The 16,335-nt window shown below is 66.8% G+C and carries 15 protein-coding genes; 4 read left to right on the top strand and 11 right to left on the bottom strand.

Annotation, left to right across the window (positions count from 1 at the left end; all coding sequences use genetic code 11):
• Positions 1 to 20 precede the first annotated feature (20 nt).
• Both U0042_RS28325 and U0042_RS28320 read right to left on the bottom strand, forming a co-directional pair.
• Positions 21 to 1,520, bottom strand: a complete 1,500-nt coding sequence (locus U0042_RS28325) for a S41 family peptidase (protein ID WP_327205016.1) — start codon at positions 1,518 to 1,520, stop codon at positions 21 to 23.
• 98 nt (positions 1,521 to 1,618) lie between these two features.
• A complete protein-coding gene (locus U0042_RS28320) occupies positions 1,619 to 3,082 on the bottom strand; it encodes a mechanosensitive ion channel (RefSeq protein ID WP_114815286.1) in 1,464 nt (487 codons plus the stop codon).
• A 539-nt stretch (positions 3,083 to 3,621) separates the two neighbouring features.
• On the opposite strand from U0042_RS28320, the gene U0042_RS28315 reads away from it, so the two are divergent.
• The gene (locus tag U0042_RS28315) at positions 3,622 to 4,068 is read left to right on the top strand and encodes a hypothetical protein (RefSeq protein WP_419150477.1); all 447 of its coding nucleotides are present in this window, start codon (positions 3,622 to 3,624) and stop codon (positions 4,066 to 4,068) included.
• Positions 4,069 to 4,240: 172 nt separating this feature from the next.
• Here the strand turns inward: U0042_RS28315 and nadE are convergent, their stop codons facing one another.
• Complete coding sequence (gene nadE / locus U0042_RS28310; RefSeq protein WP_114815288.1) at positions 4,241 to 5,101, bottom strand: ammonia-dependent NAD(+) synthetase; 861 nt, start codon at positions 5,099 to 5,101, stop codon at positions 4,241 to 4,243.
• Positions 5,102 to 5,304: 203 nt separating this feature from the next.
• On the opposite strand from nadE, the gene U0042_RS28305 reads away from it, so the two are divergent.
• On the top strand, positions 5,305 to 6,411 hold the full coding sequence (locus U0042_RS28305; protein ID WP_419150476.1) for a L,D-transpeptidase: 1,107 nt from the start codon (positions 5,305 to 5,307) through the stop codon (positions 6,409 to 6,411).
• Between the two features lie 114 nt (positions 6,412 to 6,525).
• Here the strand turns inward: U0042_RS28305 and U0042_RS28300 are convergent, their stop codons facing one another.
• The 7 genes from U0042_RS28300 to U0042_RS28270 all read right to left on the bottom strand — a co-directional run bounded on the left by U0042_RS28300 (position 6,526) and on the right by U0042_RS28270 (position 11,893).
• Positions 6,526 to 7,401 carry a DMT family transporter gene (locus tag U0042_RS28300; protein WP_114815289.1) on the bottom strand — a complete coding sequence of 292 codons (876 nt, stop codon included), beginning with the start codon at positions 7,399 to 7,401 and terminating at the stop codon, positions 6,526 to 6,528.
• A 124-nt stretch (positions 7,402 to 7,525) separates the two neighbouring features.
• Complete coding sequence (locus U0042_RS28295; protein ID WP_114815290.1) at positions 7,526 to 7,711, bottom strand: hypothetical protein; 186 nt, start codon at positions 7,709 to 7,711, stop codon at positions 7,526 to 7,528.
• Between the two features lie 150 nt (positions 7,712 to 7,861).
• Positions 7,862 to 8,653: a histidine utilization repressor gene (gene hutC / locus U0042_RS28290; RefSeq protein ID WP_114815291.1), complete on the bottom strand. Its 792-nt coding sequence runs from the start codon at positions 8,651 to 8,653 to the stop codon at positions 7,862 to 7,864.
• 102 nt (positions 8,654 to 8,755) lie between these two features.
• Complete coding sequence (locus U0042_RS28285) at positions 8,756 to 9,631, bottom strand: amino acid ABC transporter ATP-binding protein (protein WP_114815292.1); 876 nt, start codon at positions 9,629 to 9,631, stop codon at positions 8,756 to 8,758.
• Positions 9,632 to 9,730: 99 nt separating this feature from the next.
• Positions 9,731 to 10,393 carry an amino acid ABC transporter permease gene (locus U0042_RS28280; protein WP_114815293.1) on the bottom strand — a complete coding sequence of 221 codons (663 nt, stop codon included), beginning with the start codon at positions 10,391 to 10,393 and terminating at the stop codon, positions 9,731 to 9,733.
• A 20-nt stretch (positions 10,394 to 10,413) separates the two neighbouring features.
• Complete coding sequence (locus U0042_RS28275) at positions 10,414 to 11,064, bottom strand: amino acid ABC transporter permease (RefSeq protein ID WP_114815294.1); 651 nt, start codon at positions 11,062 to 11,064, stop codon at positions 10,414 to 10,416.
• 1 nt (position 11,065) lies between these two features.
• A complete protein-coding gene (locus tag U0042_RS28270) occupies positions 11,066 to 11,893 on the bottom strand; it encodes a transporter substrate-binding domain-containing protein (RefSeq protein ID WP_114815295.1) in 828 nt (275 codons plus the stop codon).
• 272 nt (positions 11,894 to 12,165) lie between these two features.
• On the opposite strand from U0042_RS28270, the gene U0042_RS28265 reads away from it, so the two are divergent.
• Both U0042_RS28265 and U0042_RS28260 read left to right on the top strand, forming a co-directional pair.
• Positions 12,166 to 13,173, top strand: a complete 1,008-nt coding sequence (locus U0042_RS28265) for an isopenicillin N synthase family dioxygenase (RefSeq protein ID WP_114815296.1) — start codon at positions 12,166 to 12,168, stop codon at positions 13,171 to 13,173.
• The gene (locus U0042_RS28260; protein ID WP_114815297.1) at positions 13,170 to 14,576 is read left to right on the top strand and encodes an FAD-binding oxidoreductase; all 1,407 of its coding nucleotides are present in this window, start codon (positions 13,170 to 13,172) and stop codon (positions 14,574 to 14,576) included. Before U0042_RS28265 ends, U0042_RS28260 begins: the two co-directional genes overlap by 4 nt.
• Positions 14,577 to 14,612: 36 nt before the next feature.
• Here the strand turns inward: U0042_RS28260 and U0042_RS28255 are convergent, their stop codons facing one another.
• Entirely contained in the window at positions 14,613 to 16,175 is a 1,563-nt protein-coding gene (locus U0042_RS28255) for an ABC1 kinase family protein (RefSeq protein ID WP_114815305.1), read from the bottom strand.
• Positions 16,176 to 16,335: the final 160 nt, after the last annotated feature.

Genomic DNA, 16,335 nt, shown 5'->3' with positions numbered 1-16,335 from the left:
CGACGTGGCGTTGTGGCCGGCTACTCCTGCTTCGCTTTCGACAAAGTGAGCGGCTTGTGCTGCAGCCAGTTCAATGCCTGGCTCAGCATGAAGTCGCCTGGTTTGCCGTACTCCGCTGGCTGATTCGACCGTCGTGCAGTCGGGCCAAGGCGGGACGACTGCGCGCGTTGAGCCTCGATGGACTGCAGGCGGTTTATGACCGCCGCCGCGTGGGTCTGCTCGAGTGCGGTGTCCGGGCGGCCTGCCTGGCTCGAGAGATGGTGGTCGAGGTCAATCTCGCGCACCGCGGGCAGATCGTCGGATTGATCGGGCGGATGGTCGTCTACGGGCAGATCGGGTTGAACGCCGACGTTCTGGAGGGAACGGCCGCTCGGCGTGTAGTAGCGGGCGACGGTGAGCATGAGGCCGGCGCCGCCGGGCAGCGGACCGGTCGCCTGGATCGTCCCCTTGCCGAACGTGGCGCTGCCCATCACAACGGCGCGATGCGTATCCTGCAACGCTGCGGCGAGTACCTCGGTGACGGAGACCGACTGCGCGTTCGTGAGCACCACCATCGGCACCGTCTTGAAGATGGCCGGCAGATCGGCAAGCGGATCTGCGGTGTACGCAGGGCGGCGATAGTCGGCGTAGGCCACACGATAGACGTGCGAATTTTTCGGCTGCCGGTCTTGGACTGAAACGATCTCGGTGTTCTGCGGCAGAAAGGCGCTCGCCACGCCGACCGCGTCCTGAAGTACGCCGCCTCCATTGGCGCGCAGGTCCAGCACGAGGCCCTTCAGTTCGGGATCGGTCTGGGCCAGTGCCTTCAAACGATTCGCGAGATCGGGCACGGTCTCTTCGTTGAACCCGCCGATGCGCACGTAGCCGAAGCCCGGCACCGGGCGCTCCATCGTGACGTTGTTTTGGTGAATGAATGCGCGCGTCAGAACGAAAGTCATCGACCGGTCTTCTGCCGGTCGGTAGACGATCAACCTGACCTGTGTGCCGGGCTCGCCGCGCATGCGCTTGACGGCGTCCGCGAGCGTGAGACCTTGGGCCGGCGTTTCGTCGATTCGGGTGACGAGATCGCCCGCGCGGATGCCGGCCTTCGCCGCCGGCGAGTTGGGCACCGGCGCGAAGACGCGTAGCGCGCCGTCCTGTTGGCCCACCTGTAGACCCACACCGGCAAACCCGCCGTTCAACTGCTCGCGCAGCCGTGCGTAAGCGGCCGGTTCCAGAAACGCCGAGTGCGGATCGAGGCTCGACACCATGCCTTTGATCGCGCCGTACATCAACGCGTTGTCGTCGACGCGGCCCGCGTAGTCGTGCTTGATCAGTTGAAATGCCTGCGTGAGCGTGTCGATCTGTTCGGCAGTGAGCGGGTCGAACCCGGTGGCGGGGGAGGGCGCGGGCGGGTCCGCCGCCAGGCAGCAAAGTGAAACGGCCACGCCTGCGGCGACGGCGAGCAGGCCCACCGTGAGCGCTCGTATTTTCGAGAGGCCACCGGTCATCGAATAGTTAGCGCCAAAGTCATCGCTCATGTGGTGTCGCACGGCTTTCGGGCGACTCGATTGACGCATTGTGCTGCCGATCCCACCCAACTACAGGCGGCAACGCGTCGTGGCCCGCGCCCTCAAGGTTACTCGCCCGCCCGCCCGCGGCCTATCCATCGGTCGAGCAGCTTGCCCGCTGCCTCGCGGCCACCCAGGCCGAACGAGAGTGCCACAGCGACGGCGATTGCGCCGAGTACGAGACCGAACGCGAGTTGCACGATCTCGTTGGCAATGCCCATCGCGCGCAGCCCCATGGCGAACACCAGACCGAGAATGGCGAATTGCGCGATGCGGGCGAACAGTTCGCTATGTTCGTTGTCCGCCTGCTGGATGACGCGACGCGCGAGATTCGACAGCCAGAAGCCGATCACGAGAATCACGCCGCCCATCAGCACGTGGCCGCCGAATTCGATGAAGAGCGTCACGACGTCGCGCACCTGTGTGAAACCGAGCCGGTTGGCGGCTTCGACGGACGCAAACAGCATTGCGAAGAACACGACCAGCCGCGCGACCAACACCGAAGGTTGCAGCATGCCCGAGAACACACGTTCCAGACCCAGTGCGGCGGGCAGTCCGTCGACGCCGGCGGCGACCAGCAGCTTCTGCGCGAGCGCAGCCACGAAGCGCGCCACGTAAAACGTGATGGTCACGATCACGATGGCCGCGAAGATGTTCGGCACGGCGCTGAAGAACTGGTTGAGCATGTTGGTGGCCGGACCGGAGAGCGCCTCGATTTTCAGGGCATCGAGCGCGGAGATCAGCGTGGGCACGAACACGAACACATAGACGATGGTGCCCACGAGGCTCGACACGCGCACGGGCGCCGGGCTGTCCAGGTTCTGCGCGAGTTTGTCCGCGCCCGCCGCGGCGAGCAGGTTCGTGACGAGGCCACGCAGCACGCGCGCCACGATCCAGCCCACGAAACCGATCACCGCCGCAGCAAAGAGGTTCGGCACGATGGCGAGCAATTTGTCGATCATGCCTTGCACGGGCGCAAGCAGCCCGGACAGCGCAAACGCGAACAGCACGGCCGGCAGGAACATCAGGATGACGAGCCAGAACAGCACGTCGCCCAGATAGCCGCTCATTGGCGCGACACCCGCGGTGCCCGAGAGCTTGTCGTCGAACTTGCCCGACTTCAGCGCGCGGGTCGCCAGACTGCGCAGCAGCGAAGCGACGAGCCATGCGATCAACGCGAGCGCGGCGCCGCCGATCAGGTTCGGCAGGTAATCCACGATTCTCGCAATGAGCGCGGAAAACGGATTCGAGACAGCCGAGAGATTCAGCGTGTTGAATACGCCGACGAGGGTGACGAGCATCGCAAACCAGAACACGCCGCTTGCGATACCCCGCTCGACATGGATCACCCGGCCCGTACCGTTTGCGATCTGCTGATCCACCCTCAACGCGAACAGAAGCTTGCGCGCGATCACGCGAAGCATCACGGCGACGATCCACCCGACGATCAGAAGACCGATGGCCCCGGCAATCTTCGGTAGAGAGCCGCCTAACGCGGCCAGCAATGGCGAAACGAAACTGGATACGTCCATTCTGATTTCCTCCCTGTTGTTGAACATACAATTTGGACTGCATATGATCTGTCGCGATCAGCGTTGCCGCTTCGAGCATACAACGCGATAAGCCGTACAGGCTTGGGATTTGACTATTCCTGACGTTGCGGTCTGGAATATTTTCGGGGATGCCGCAAGCCTCGGACGATTCGGTTCGGAGAAGTTCGATTTCACCTTTAAGGACAGCGGCACATGCGCGCTTACGTCGCCGCGCTTCGGCAACCGTCTTGCGGCGGCACAAACGCGGTGGGTTTTCACGGCGCGGCCATGGTCGATATGTTTTAATTGCCCTGCCACTCATCCATTCCGCATCCATGGTGTGCCGACCAATGAACGCAGGGAACACAGTAGACCCGGACACAAAGGAGAATCCTCACGCGGCGTGCTCGTCGCCTGCACGCAGCGTGACGTCAGTACGCGAGCGGCGAATACGCTTGCAGGTCCGCGTCGTATTCGCAATCGCGAGCGGGCTGGTCGGCATGCAGACCATGCACGCCGCCTGGGCGCAAGATGCGGCGTTGCTCGACGACCGCGTGACACAACACTCGGTTGCCGACACGATCTGCCGGCCCGGTTATGCCGAGACGGTGTCCCCGCCGCTCGACAGCATCATGGCCCGCAAGGATCGCATGCTGGCGAAGCACGGTATCGATGCCGACGACGGCACTTCATATGCTCTCGACCGCCGCGTGCCCATCGTGCTGGGCGGTTCGCCCGACGCTGCTGCAAATTTCGAACTGCGCCCTTGGGCAGGTTACGCCGGTGAGCGCCGCAAGGCACTCCTCACCGCGAGGCTGAAGCGGTGCGTGTGCGCGGGCCGCATGACGCTGGCCGAGGCGCAGGCGGCCATTGTCGGCAACTGGCCTGCCCAGTACGGCCGCCTCGCACACCGCTGCGATGGCGATGGAGAGTTCGACGACGGCGCCAGCGCGAGCGCCGAAAGGTCGGGCAATGACGGCTCGTGAGATGGCTCCTGAGGGGCCGGCAATTCGTGAGCGGGAGTGTTGGCGTTGATCGCGACAACACGTGCGAACGCGTGAGCGGCACGAGCGGCGCGAAGGGTTCGAGGGGGGGGCGAGGGCCACGAACGTCACGGACGCCCGGCATGAGCCACTCGCAAGCGCAACCGTCTGTCCTTCACGCTTGCGCGTCGCTGTCCCAGTCGTCATACGGCGTGTAAGGCAACGCGCGCTTGTGCCGCGTGACGTCATGGAAGCGCAGGATGGTCTCGCGCGCCTGTTCGCTCACGGGCTTGCCTTCCAGAAAATCGTCGATGACCTCGTAGGTCACGCCGTATGCGTCTTCGTCTGCGCGTTGCGGGCGCAATGTCTCGAGATCCGCGGTGGGAATCTTCTGCGTGAGGGCCTCGGATGCGCCCAGCGCCTTCGCCACCGCTCGCACCTGCCGCTTGTCGAGACCGGCGAGCGGCAACACGTCGGCGCCGCCGTCGCCGTACTTCGTGAAGAAGCCCATCACGGACTCCGCGGCGTGGTCCGTGCCGATCACGATGCCCGTGCGTGCGCTCGCCACCGCGTATTGCGCGATCATCCGCTGTCGCGCCTTGATGTTGCCGTGTACGAAGTCCTGCTGTTCGTGGTTCGCGAACGAAAGGCCGCTTGCGATGAGCGAAGCCATCATGGCGTCGGCGGCGGGGCGGATGTCGACGGTCAGCGTTTCGTCGGCGCGCACGAAGGCAAGCGCCTGCTGCGCATCGGCTTCGTCGTGCTGGGTGCCGTAGGGCAGCCGCATCGCGATGAAGCGTGCCTCATAGCTGTCGGCACGCAGCCGCTCCACGGCGAGTTGCGCGAGTCGCCCGGCCGCGGCCGAGTCGATCCCGCCGCTGATGCCCAGCACGTAGGCTTTCAATCCGTTAGTCCGCAGATAACGCGCGAGAAACGCGACACGCCGTTCGATCTCGACGGCGGGGTCGATGCTGGGTGTCACGTGCATTTCCGCGCGAATGCGTGCCTCGCGCGCGGCGTGATTCGATGGCTGCATGGCGATCTCCTTCGTGGCGTCTATGGCGGTAGGCGTCGTGGACCGGTCCTGTCTGATTCAAGATGGGCGGCGCGCGCCCTTTCGGGCATGCATCATGCGCCGCGGTACACGCGAGCCGCGAAGCGCGGCCTGACGACGCGCGCGTTGATGCACGTGTACGGATTAGCCTTCATGATACGCAGAAGCCTGCTTTCGAATACGTGATGAAACAGAACGGACTCACCCGGGGCGGCCCAGCGCGTACCGGCACTTACGGGGCATTCGCGGACGACCGCCGCAATGGCGATCGCACGTCGGCGCACCACGCGCGGCAGACGAAAACGCAAGCGAAAGCGCAAACGTGGTCACGATTTGCCGCTCGCGCCGTCGCGGCATGCCTCGTGTACGTCGCGCCTCATGCGATGGCAGCGGAAGCACTCGCGCAACCGTCGGCGCCATCCCCGCTATCGGCGCCGTCACCGCAGCCGAAACCGCCCGCACAGGCCGCATCGACGCCCGCTGCATCCAGCCTGTTCGTCCCTGAAGGCGCAAAGGCCGGCGACCCCAACGCGGCCCTGAAGATGCGCGACGCCTTCGCGCACGAAGTCACGCGCCGTCTCGACGTGCCCGACGCGGACCAGCGCTTCTACGCCGGCCAGTTGCAGGCCGCGCTCGCCGGGCACGAACTGGGCAGCCTCGCGGGCGAGTACGTGGTGCTCGTGGATCGCAACGAGCACGTGCAGGCACTCTTCATCTACTATCGCGCGCTGCCTGTGGACGGCTGGCAGTTGATCGGCGCGTCGCCGGTCGCAACCGGTCTGCCGGGCCAGTATGATCACTTCGTCACGCCGCTCGGCGTATTCGAGCACACGCCGGCGAACATGGACTTTCGCGCCGAAGGGACCATGAACGACAACGGCATTCGCGGCTATGGCCAGCGCGACATGCGCATCTTCGATTTCGGTTGGGCCGAGGCCGAGCGCGGATGGGGCAAGGGCGGCACATCGCAGATGCGCTTCCAGATGCACGCGACGGACCCCGACCGTCTCGAACCGCTGCTCGGCATCCGGCATTCGAAGGGCTGTGTGCGCATCCCCGCATCGCTCAACGTGTTTCTCGACCACTACGGCATTCTCGATGCCGAATACGAAGCAACCGTGGAAGGCGGCAAGCCGTTGTGGGTGCTGCATGGCGATCGTGTCGTCACGCCGTGGGCCGGACGTTATCTCGTGGTGGTCGACTCGGGCCGCAAGACGCGGCCGGCGTGGTCGCCCTTGCCGGGGCCGAAGGCCGGAACCAACCTGCCGCCGGGCGGCGACACGGCGGACTGAGCGCGAACGGCCGAAGAAGCTTTACGCGGGAATCGGGACGGAGCCATCGACCCGTAGCCACGAGCCAGGCGGCCGACGCGTGCACTCGCGCGCGAGCAGCGACGACCCACGCCGTCACGACCGGGCCAGTGTCACGCCCGCCAGCGCCAGCACGAAGCCGGCAATCTGCACCGGCAGCAGTGTCTCGCCGAAGCCGAGATAACCCTCGATGGCCGCGAGCGGCGGCGCAAGAAAGAGCAGCACAGTGGCGCGCGCTGCATCGCCGCGTCGAACCATCCAGACGAGCAGCGTGATGCTCACGCCCGAGAGCATGACGATGCCCCACGCGAGCGAGGCCCACAGTGCCGGCGACGCGATCCAGCGGTGCTCGCGCAGTGCGAGCGCGAGCAGGCCGGCCACGATCGCCGCGCCGAAGTTCTGCACGGCACTGGCGCTGCGGATGTCGGCCTTCGCCAGCGACGTCTTCTGAAACAGCGTGCCGGCGGTAATGGCGCCCACCGCGAGAATCGACACGGCCACGACGAGCCATGGCGGCGCGGCGCCGTGCGCTGCATGCGCGGCCGGCGCGGTGATCTTCGGCGCGAGGACCAGCGCGACGCCGGCGAGGCCGAGCGCCATGCCGGCCCAGCCGCGCCGATGCAGCCGCTCGCCGAAGAGCGGCGCCGCGGCGGCCGCGGTGAAAAGCGGCTGCAATGCGCCGAGCAGTGCCATGACGCCCGCGCTCAATCCTTGCGCGACGGCCCAGTATCCGGCGCCCAGGTACACGCCCTGCAGCAACGCGCCCGCGAACAGGTGCTTGCCGAGATCGCGTCCCGAAGGCCACGGTGCCCGCGCTGCGAGTGCCGCGAGCGCGAACAGCAGGGCGGTGCCGCCAAAGCGCGCGAGCAGGAAGAGGTTGGGGTCGGCGAACGGGGTGATGGCACGGGCCACGACAAAGCCCGTGGACCAGAGCACGACGAACACGGCGGCGGCCAGCGTGGCAACGAGCATGGATAGGGAGCGGGGCGGTGAAAAGTCCGCAGTATCACGCGATGGCCGGCACCGTGTCTTGTTCAGTCGTGCAACGTCGGCGTGCCGAGCGCACGCCGCATCTTCGATTCGGAACCAGCAGTCGTTATTCGATGGAAAAGGTGTCCACCGGCTGATTCGCGCTGGTGCCGCCGGCAAAGCGCGTACGCAGCTGCTCGTAGAGCCGGCGCGCCTCGTCCAGCGTGAGATCGATCCAGTAGGGATCGCCGGCTGCGTCGTTGAGCCGTTCAGGTGGAAACTGGATTTCGACCGCAATTCCCTTTCGGTACACGTCGCGCGCTCCTTTGAACTGACGAGCGCGCAGTGTAGCAATGCCGCGCGCGCAGATTCGTGCCCGTTGCGAAATGCACTCCTGCCGGGCGCGGCTTGACGAAGCCGAATTTCTTTCGCGCGATTCAGACGGACGCAAGCCGGGCGCCGCTCAGCTTTGCCGCTGCGCGAACTCCGGCGTGAAGCGGCAGCCGAGGCGATACCGTGAGCCGGGATGCACAAAGCGCGCGTAGGTCACGGCCACGCCGTTCGACCACGTGCGGCGCACGAGCGTCAGACAAGGCTCGCTGGGCGAGATCTGCAGCAACGCGGCTTCTTCGGGCGTGGGCAGGCCCGCATCGACCACGTGCTCGATGTCGTGCACCGGCACGACCGCATAGAGATATTCGGACGGCCGCACCGTCGAAAAGTCCTGTTCGATGAAGGCCGGCGCCACGGCGGGATTCACGTAGCGATCTTCCAGTTGCACGGGCAAGCCGTTCTCGCGATGCACGCACGTCACGTGAAAGACCGATGCGCCCGCGGGCAGTTCGAGCGCGTTGGAGACGACGAGCGGCGCTGTCTCGCGCTGCGTGAGCAGCGTTTCGCAGGCGTATTCGTGGCCGCGCGAGCGGATCTCGTCGCCGATGTGGGCGATCATCAGCAGCGTGGATTGCGGCTTGGCTTCCGCGACGAACGTGCCCACGCCCGAAAGCCGCGTGAGCCAGCCTTCGCCGGTGAGTTCGCGCAGCGCGCGGTTCACGGTCATGCGCGAGACGCCGAGCGACGCGACCAGATCGTTCTCCGAAGGAATGCGGTCGCCGGGCTGCCAGGTGCCGGCTTCGATCGAGGCGCGGATGTAGTGCTTGACCTGCTCGTAGCGGGCCACGGGCGCGTCGCCGTCTTGCGCCGGCTTCACCGTGCCGGTTTTTTCGCGTGCCCCGTGGTGCGTGGTGACGGACATCGCGCAGCCTCCTCGTTCAGTGATGCGTGTAACGCGTCGATGCAACGCGTGCGAGCGAAGCGCGCGAACGCCGATCGTGCGTGCAACGCGCGCGGTTCGCCCTCATGCCGTGCTCGGGCTCGTGTCTTCGCCGCGCGTCCAGAACGCGTTGCGGTCGAAGTAGTTCTGCAGGAACTGCCGCAGCCGCGGATGCGAAGCGTCGTGAAACACCTCGCGCGGATTGCCCTGCACGGCGATGCGGCCCTGGTCGATGAACACGACCTTGTCGGCCACCTGCGCCGCAAAACCCATTTCATGCGTGACCACGGCCATCGTCATGCCGTCGCGTGCGAGCTGCTTCATGACCTGCAGCACTTCGCCGACGAGTTCGGGGTCGAGCGCGGACGTCGGCTCGTCGAACAGCATGATGTGCGGCTCCATGGCGAGCGCGCGGGCAATCGCCACGCGCTGCTGCTGGCCGCCCGACAGCTTCGCGGGGTAGGCGTCGCCCTTGTGCGACAGACCCACCGTTTCCAGCATCGCGCCCGCGCGGCGCCGCGCTTCGTCGTGCGGGAGGCCGCGCACGCGCACGAGCGCTTCCATGACGTTGCCGAGCGCCGTCATGTGCGGCCACAGGTTGAACTGCTGGAACACCATGCCCACGTTGCGTCGCACGCGGTTGATTTCCGCCGCGGTGGCGCGCATGCGGCGGCCGTTGCGTTCGCTATAGCCGAGCAGTTGCCCTTCGATGAGCACCTCGCCCTCGTCGTAGGTCTCGAGCGCGGCGAGGCACCGCAGCAACGTGCTCTTGCCCGAACCGGACGGCCCGATGATGCAGACCACTTCCGAGCGCGCGATCTCGAGGTTCACGCCGCGCAGCACTTCGACGTCGCCGAAGCGCTTGCCGAGCCCGCGCACTTCGATCAGCGGCGTCGCGCTGCCGGCCGCGTGCGTCGGCGCGCCGGAAGAGGAGGGAAGCAGATCGGTCATGACGTTCATCGGTTGTTCCGGGTCTTCGGTTTGGCTCGCAATCCATCTTGTTCGCTGACCGCGCAGGCAGCCGTCACGTTAGCCGGCGGGCAAATGTGCCGCGCGTGCTCACGCCATGAACCGCGCAAGCCGCGCCTCGGCCCACTGGCCCGTGCGCGACGCCAGCTCCACGAGCACGAGATAGCAGACGCATAGCGCGAGCAGCGTTTCGACGAAGGCGAAGGTGGCGGAGCCGATGCCGGTCAGCACGAACGTCAGCTCGGGCACGGTGACGATGGAAAGCACAGCCGTTTCCTTGCTGAGCACGATGATGAGGTTCACGAGCGCCGGCACGATGAGCACGGCCATCTGCGGCAGCTGGATGCGCCACACTGCCTGCCAGCGCGTGAAGCCGAGGCACGACGCGGCTTCCAGATGCCCGCGCGGCACCGAACGGAAGCCCGCGCGAAACACCTCGGCGAAATAGGCGCTGCCGTACACGCCGAGCCCGAGCACGCCTGCGGTCAGCGGCTCGAGCGTGATGCCGAACGACGGCCCGCCGTAGTAGAGCAGGAACAGTTGCACGAGAAACGGCGTGCCGCGCAGCAGTTCGATGTAGACGCGCAACGCGCCGCGCACCCATCGTCCGCAGAAGAGTTGCAGCAGCGCGATCGCGAAGCCGAGCACGATGCCGATGGCGACGCCGGCAAGCCAGGTGCCGAGCGTCATCGCAAAGCCCGCGCCGATGGCGGGCAGGTTGTGCGTGATGACGGTGGGATCGAACTGCTGCATGACGGTGTGGGCGGTGGACGTTAGCCGTGTTGCAGGCGTTCGTCGGCGGCGTGCGCGACGAGCGCGAGCGTGCCGCAGATCACGAAGTAGATAAGCCCGGCGGCGACGTAGGCTTCGAGCGGACGATACGTGCTCGCCGCAATGTTCTGCGCGGTGCGCGTGAGTTCGGCCACGCCCACTACAGAAATCAGCGACGACGCCTTGATGAGCAGCACCATCTCGTTGACGAGCGAAGGCAGCGTGAGGCGAAACGCCTGCGGCACGAGGATGCGGCGCAGCGTATCGAAGGAATTGAGTCCGAGCAGCCGCGCGGCCTCGATCTGCCCGGGCGGAATGCTGAGGAACCCGCCGCGCAGAATCTCGGAAATGTACGCGGCCGAGCACAGCGACACGGCGCTGATGGCGGCCACGAGCGGCGGCACGTTGATGCCCGCGAACGGCAGCAGGTAGTAGACGAGCAGCAGTTGCACGAGCATCGGCACGCCGCGAAAGAAGAACACGTAGGCGCCGGCAAAGAGGCGCGCCGCGCGATGCGACGAAAGCCGCGCCGCGCACACGCCCACGGCGACGAAGAAGCCGATGACGAGCCCTACGAGCGAAATCGAGACGGTGGCCACCGCCGCGTGCAACAGCAGCGGCAGCCCCTGCACGAACGCGCTCAGGCTGAACATGTCAGTAGTTCGGCGTGGGCAGGGTGGACGGTACGTCCATCGCGACGCCGAACCACTTCTTCTGCAATGCCGCGAGGCGGCCGTCCTTGTTCATCTTGACGAGCGCCGCGTTGAAGGCGTCGGCGAGCGGCTTGCTGTCGGCGTCCTTGCGCATGCAGTAGGCGAAGTAGACCTTCGCGCCGAACGGCGGCTGCACTACCGCGAAGGTTTCGGGCCGCTGCTTGGCGACGTACGCGATGTTGGTCATCGAGTTCGCCACGGCCACGATGCGCCCGGCAGCGAGGTCAGCATAGGCCTGATTGTTGTCGACGTATTCGCGAATCTCGGGTGCCTTCGGCAACGTGGCGACATAGCTCTTCAACTGATCGAGCTGCGCCGACCCCTTGCCCGCGCCCACGGTCTTGCCCGCGATGTCGGACGACTGCTTGATGCTGGTGTCGTTGGCGCGCTTGAGCAGCGCGTCGGTGGCGTCGGCGATGGGCAGCGTGTACGTGTAGCGCTCCATGCGCGCCTTCGTGACCGTGAGCGGACCGCCCACCATGTCGAACTTGCCCGCTTCGAGGCCCGGCAGCACGCTCGGCCACGGCAGGTCGATGAAACGCACCTTCACGCCGAGTTCCTTGCCCACTTCCGCGAACAGGTCCTTGTTGAAGCCCGCCTGCTGGCCGTTTTCGAGGAAGTCGAACGGCGCGAACTGCATCTCGGTGCCGACAACGAGTTCGCCGGCCTTCTTCACCTTCGTGAGCTGATCTTCGGCGTAGGCCGCGAGGCTCGCGGAACACAACGCGAGCATCAGCAAACCACGCTTCCAGCCTGCAGCGATCTTCATGGGTCTCTCTCCGGGTGGCAAAGCGAAAGTCGCGCGGGGATGCGAAACGGCGCGAGTGTGCGGGGCAGTATATACCGCGGGTTTGCCGCAAAAAAATAAAAAATCCGCGTGGATAAACGGCCACGCGCGGCTTTGCGTGCGCTGTACGACGAACGCGCTAGGCTCCGTGAAAACACGCATTGCGATGCGGCTTGCGGCCGGCGTTTTGGCGGTATATACCGCTTCGATACCCGCACCTCCGTACCCGAGACGCTCATTCGAGGAGCCCGCCGATGCCGTCCGTTGCCACCATCCCCGTAATCGACTTTGCCGGCGTGCGCGCGGGCGACGCTGCCGCTCTCGCGCGCGCCGGCCGCGAGATTTACGACGCGTGCACGACGATCGGCTTCTTCTACATCGTGAATCACGGCGTGCCGCAGCACGTGATCGACGCGGCCGAGGAAGCGGCCCACACGTTCTTCGCGTTTCCGGTGGAGACGAAGCGGCGCGCGGCGGTCAACAAGCGGCACCGCGGCTTCAATTCGCTCGGCGACGCCACGATGTACCAGGCCACGCGCCCCGACTACAAGGAGTTCTTCAGCATCGGCCTGGAGTTGCCCGAAGACGATCCCGACGTGCTCGCGGGTCAGGCCTTGCGCGGGCCGAACAACTGGCCGGACTTCATGCCGTCGCTGCAACCGGTGCTGTACGGCTACTACGAAGCCGTCGCGCAGTGCGGCGCAGATCTGTTGCGCGCGGTGGCCGTGGGGCTCGGCATCGACGAGCACTTCTTCGCCTCGCGCTATACGAAGCGGATGCAGCGCACGCAGATGGTTTATTACCCGCCGCAGCCGCCGCAGTCCGACGAAGACCAGTTCGGCGTCGCGCCGCACACGGACTACGGCTGCATCACGCTCTTGTGGCAAGACCAGGTGGGCGGGCTTCAGGTGCGCGAGATCGCGAACGAAACCTGGGTCGATGCGCCGCCCATGCCGGGCAGCTTCGTCGTGAACGTGGGCGATCTGCTCGCGCGCTGGACCAACGACCGCTTCCGCTCCACGCTGCACCGCGTGATCAATGCATCGGGCCGCGAGCGCTATTCGATCGCCACGTTCTACGACCCCACGTACAGTGCGACGGTGGACCCGCGCGATCTGGGCACCGCGGCTGCGGACGTGCGCTATCCGCCCGTCGCGGCGGGTGACTACATCCTTGGGCGCATCAACGATTCGATGGGCTATCGCAAGAAGCTCGCGGCCCAGCAGCAGGAACAACCAGGACAGCAGGAGAAAACAGCATGACGGATTCGAGCGCGGCCGCTTCGCTTCTATCGACCATCGCCGCGCTGCGCGAGGCGCTGGGCAGCGACGCGGTGCGCACCGGCGACGCGATCGGCGAGCGGTCCATGACGGACTGGACGCATCACGCGCCGGCGCGGCCCGCGGCGCTGCTGCTGCCGCGCACGACCGAAGACGTGTCCCGGGCGCTCGCCATCTGCAACGAGGCGCATCAGCCCGTGGTGCCGCAAGGCGGCATGACAGGACTCGCGGCAGGCGCCGTGGCGCGCGCAACCGACATCGCGATGGCGCTCGACCGTCTCGCGGGCGTGGAAGAGATCGACCGCGCCGCGGCCACGCTCACCGTGCGCGCGGGCACCACGCTGCAGGCGGCCCAGGAAGCGGCCGAAGCAGCGGGCTTCGAGCTTGCGCTCGATCTCGGCGCACGCGGCTCGTGCCAGATCGGCGGCAATCTCGCGACGAATGCGGGCGGCAATCGCGTGATCCAGTCGGGCACGGCCCGCGAGCAGGTGCTCGGGCTCGAGGTAGTGCTCGCGAGCGGCGCCGTGCTGAGTTCGATGAACAAGATGGTGAAGAACAACACCGGCTACGACCTGAAGCAGCTTTTCATCGGCTCCGAAGGCACGCTCGGCATCATCACGCGCGCCGTGCTGCGCCTGCAACCGCGACGTGCCGCTCGGCATACGGCCCTTGTCGCGCTCGAAAGCTACGACGCCGTGGTGAGTCTGCTGCGGCGGCTGTCGGCGCGGGTGGGCAACGACATCGGCGCGTTCGAAATCATGTGGCCGGACTTCTTCGACTTCGGCGTCGCGCTCACGGCGGGCGGACGTTCGCCGTTCGCCACGGCGCACCCGCTCTATGCGCTCGTGGAGCACACGAGCTTCGATGCCGCCGACGACGGCGAACGGTTCGCGACGCTGCTGGGCGAGGCGCTGGAAGACGGCGCCGTCCGCGATGCCGTGATCGCACAGACGGTGGCCGATGCGCGTGCGCTCTGGGCCATCCGCGAATGCACGGCGGAGTTTCCCGCGCGGCTCGATCCCATCAATTTCGACGTGAGCCTGCCCATCGGCGACATCGGGCACTTCGTCGATCATTGCCGCGCGGAGCTGGACCGTCGCTGGCCGGGCAATCGCTCGTACTTCTTCGGGCACATCGGCGACTCGAATCTGCACGTGACCGTCGACGGTCACTCGGTGCCCGGCGTCTCGCATCACGACGTCTATGCGTTTGTCTACGCGATGCTGGCGCCGTACGGCGGCTCGGTGTCCGCCGAGCACGGCATCGGGCTGCTCAAGCGCGAGTTCCTGGCGGTGTCGCGCTCGTCCGAAGAGCTGGCCGCGATGGTCGCGATCAAGCGCGCGCTCGACCCGAACGGCATTCTGAATCCGGGGAAGGTGATCTAGCGCTGCGTCTTCCTCGTGGCATCGCGCCGCTTCCGTTCAGCGAACCACCGTCAGCACGATCGCGCTGGCGCCCAGCACACCGCCGCAGAGCGCGCACGCCCACAGCAGCGCACGCGTGCGCCGATGCTCGCGGCGGATTTCCGCGGCCAGCCGCAGCCGTGCGTCATGGCGATCCGCGCGATGCTCGTGCTCCAGATAGCGCACGAGCAGTTGCGGCATGCGCGGCACCATGTGCGCGAGGTGCGGCAGTTCGCGCGAGAGCCGCGTGATCCAGCCGCGATGCCCCAGGTCGCGCCGCGCGATATCGGCCAGCACGCCGCGCGCAACGTTCCATGAGTCGATCTCGGGATGAAGGGTGCGCGCAAGCGTTTCGGCCTGGCTGAAGGCCCGCTGCGCCGTGACGAGCCGCGCGGGCACGGCGCCGTCGAACGGCTGGACCGCGTGCAGCAGATGGTGGAACGCCGCGCCCGCTGAACGGTCTTCGGGAGCCGCTGCGAAATGGGCCTCGCTGCGCGTGCGCAATTCGGCTTCGAGCTGCTCCGTGCGCGTGGCCGCGGGCACGTGGCCGGCGGCCTGGTGGATCTGCGCAAGCCGTCCGTAATCCTGTTCGAAGAGCGCGGTGGCGCCGTGAACGAAGAAGTCGCGCTCCGGCGACGAAAGGCTCGACATCACCGCGAACTCGGCCAGCACGAGTCGCCCGCGGCTCTCGGGCTCGACGCTTACGCGCACGCGTCGGGCGTCGAGCGCCGCGTGGAAGAAGCCGTGTTCGAACGCCTGCTGCGTCACGACCTCGATCAGATGCACGGCCACTTCGGCCACGTTCACGTGGTGTGCGTGCAGCGTCGCGATGTCGAGAGCCGGCACCGCTTCGACGTGCTGCACGACGAGCGTGCGCGCCGTGCACAGTTCCCAGATCACGTCGGGCACCACGAGGCGCGTGTCGCCTTCGAACTGCCGGCCGGTCTGGCTGAGGCTTGCGGCCTGCTCGCGCAGATCGAAGCGGCGCTGGATGTCCTGCGTGAACGCGTCCGCGAGTGCCTGCGCGTCGAGCCTGCGCGCGGCGGGGAAGAAGCGTTCCATCCAGTGCGCGGCGCCGCGCAGCAGCGCGGCTTCGTCGCCCACCTGCTCGACTTCGTGCGCGCGCAACAGCTTGATCGCCACAGTGCGATGACCGTTGACCGGCACCGCGAGCTGCGCGATGTGAGTCTGCTCGCAGAAGCCCGTGTGCACGGGCGTGAGATCGATCGAGGTGAAGAGGTCGGCGAGCGGGCGGCCGAAGGCGGTGTGCAGCGCGGCCTCGGCGGCGGCCGGGGGAAGGGGCTCTTCGAGATGCGCGACGGCGTCGAGCGCGTCGTGCAGCGTGCTTTGCGCCAGTTCGGGATGCGCGGCGAGGGCCTGCGCGAAGGCACCGGCGACCGGCGCGAGACGCGGCAGCGCGGCGGCGAGTCCCGGCGGCGCGCTGCCGGCCTCGTGCATGCCCGAGAGCAGCGTGACGAACCAGTGGAGCTTGTGATGCTCGGGCGCCGCGCGCCAGAGCAGGCGGGCGCCATAACGCAAGGCACAGAGGACGAGCAGGAAGCGACGGAACAGTGAACGCATGGAACGCACGGAATGCATGAAGGCAGCCGAAGGTCGACGGTGCCGCCTGCAAGGCGGCGCGGGTCCGGGTCTTCGACACGCAATCGGAGCGTTGAGGGTAACAGGGAACGCCGGGGCGCGGGGCATAGGGGTTTGCGCTCAGGGCCGCATACAAGGGCGT

The organism is Paraburkholderia kururiensis (genome assembly GCF_034424375.1).
Lineage (GTDB): Bacteria > Pseudomonadota > Gammaproteobacteria > Burkholderiales > Burkholderiaceae > Paraburkholderia > Paraburkholderia kururiensis_A.
The sequence above is the reverse complement of the archived record's forward strand: the minus strand, read 5'-3'. Positions and strand labels throughout refer to the sequence as shown.